Below are 317 nucleotides of genomic sequence, written 5' to 3'. Positions count from 1 at the left end.
TAGTGCGCACGCATGACCACGCCTTTCAGCCACATGCAGTTCAGCCAGATGGTGGCGTTTTTCAGTCCCCGTTCAGCTGTAAGATAAGCCGCAAACTCCTTGATGAAGTCGGGTGTAAGTTCCAGCATGGACATGTCTGTCCGTTTGTAGAATGACTTGATAAAGGCTGCGACATAGTTCCTTGCCCTTACCATGACCTTGTACGTGCCGATGCTGCGGTCTTTACCGACACGTTTCAGAAAGTTGGCGCAATCCTTGTCAAAAGCCTTTATCAGTGTCTCATACTCGCTTCCTACCCCTTGGTAGGCATTGCGCAC

At 50.5% G+C, this 317-nt stretch carries 1 protein-coding gene; it reads right to left on the bottom strand.

Annotation, left to right across the window (positions count from 1 at the left end; all coding sequences use genetic code 11):
- On the bottom strand, nt 1-317 hold a 317-nt coding region (locus WS42_RS15060), incomplete at both ends, for a phage integrase SAM-like domain-containing protein (RefSeq protein ID WP_046451372.1).

Origin of the sequence: Odoribacter sp. N54.MGS-14, assembly GCF_000980295.1 — a bacterium.
Lineage (GTDB): Bacteria > Bacteroidota > Bacteroidia > Bacteroidales > Marinifilaceae > Odoribacter > Odoribacter splanchnicus.
This window is presented reverse-complemented; position numbering and strand designations above follow the sequence as displayed.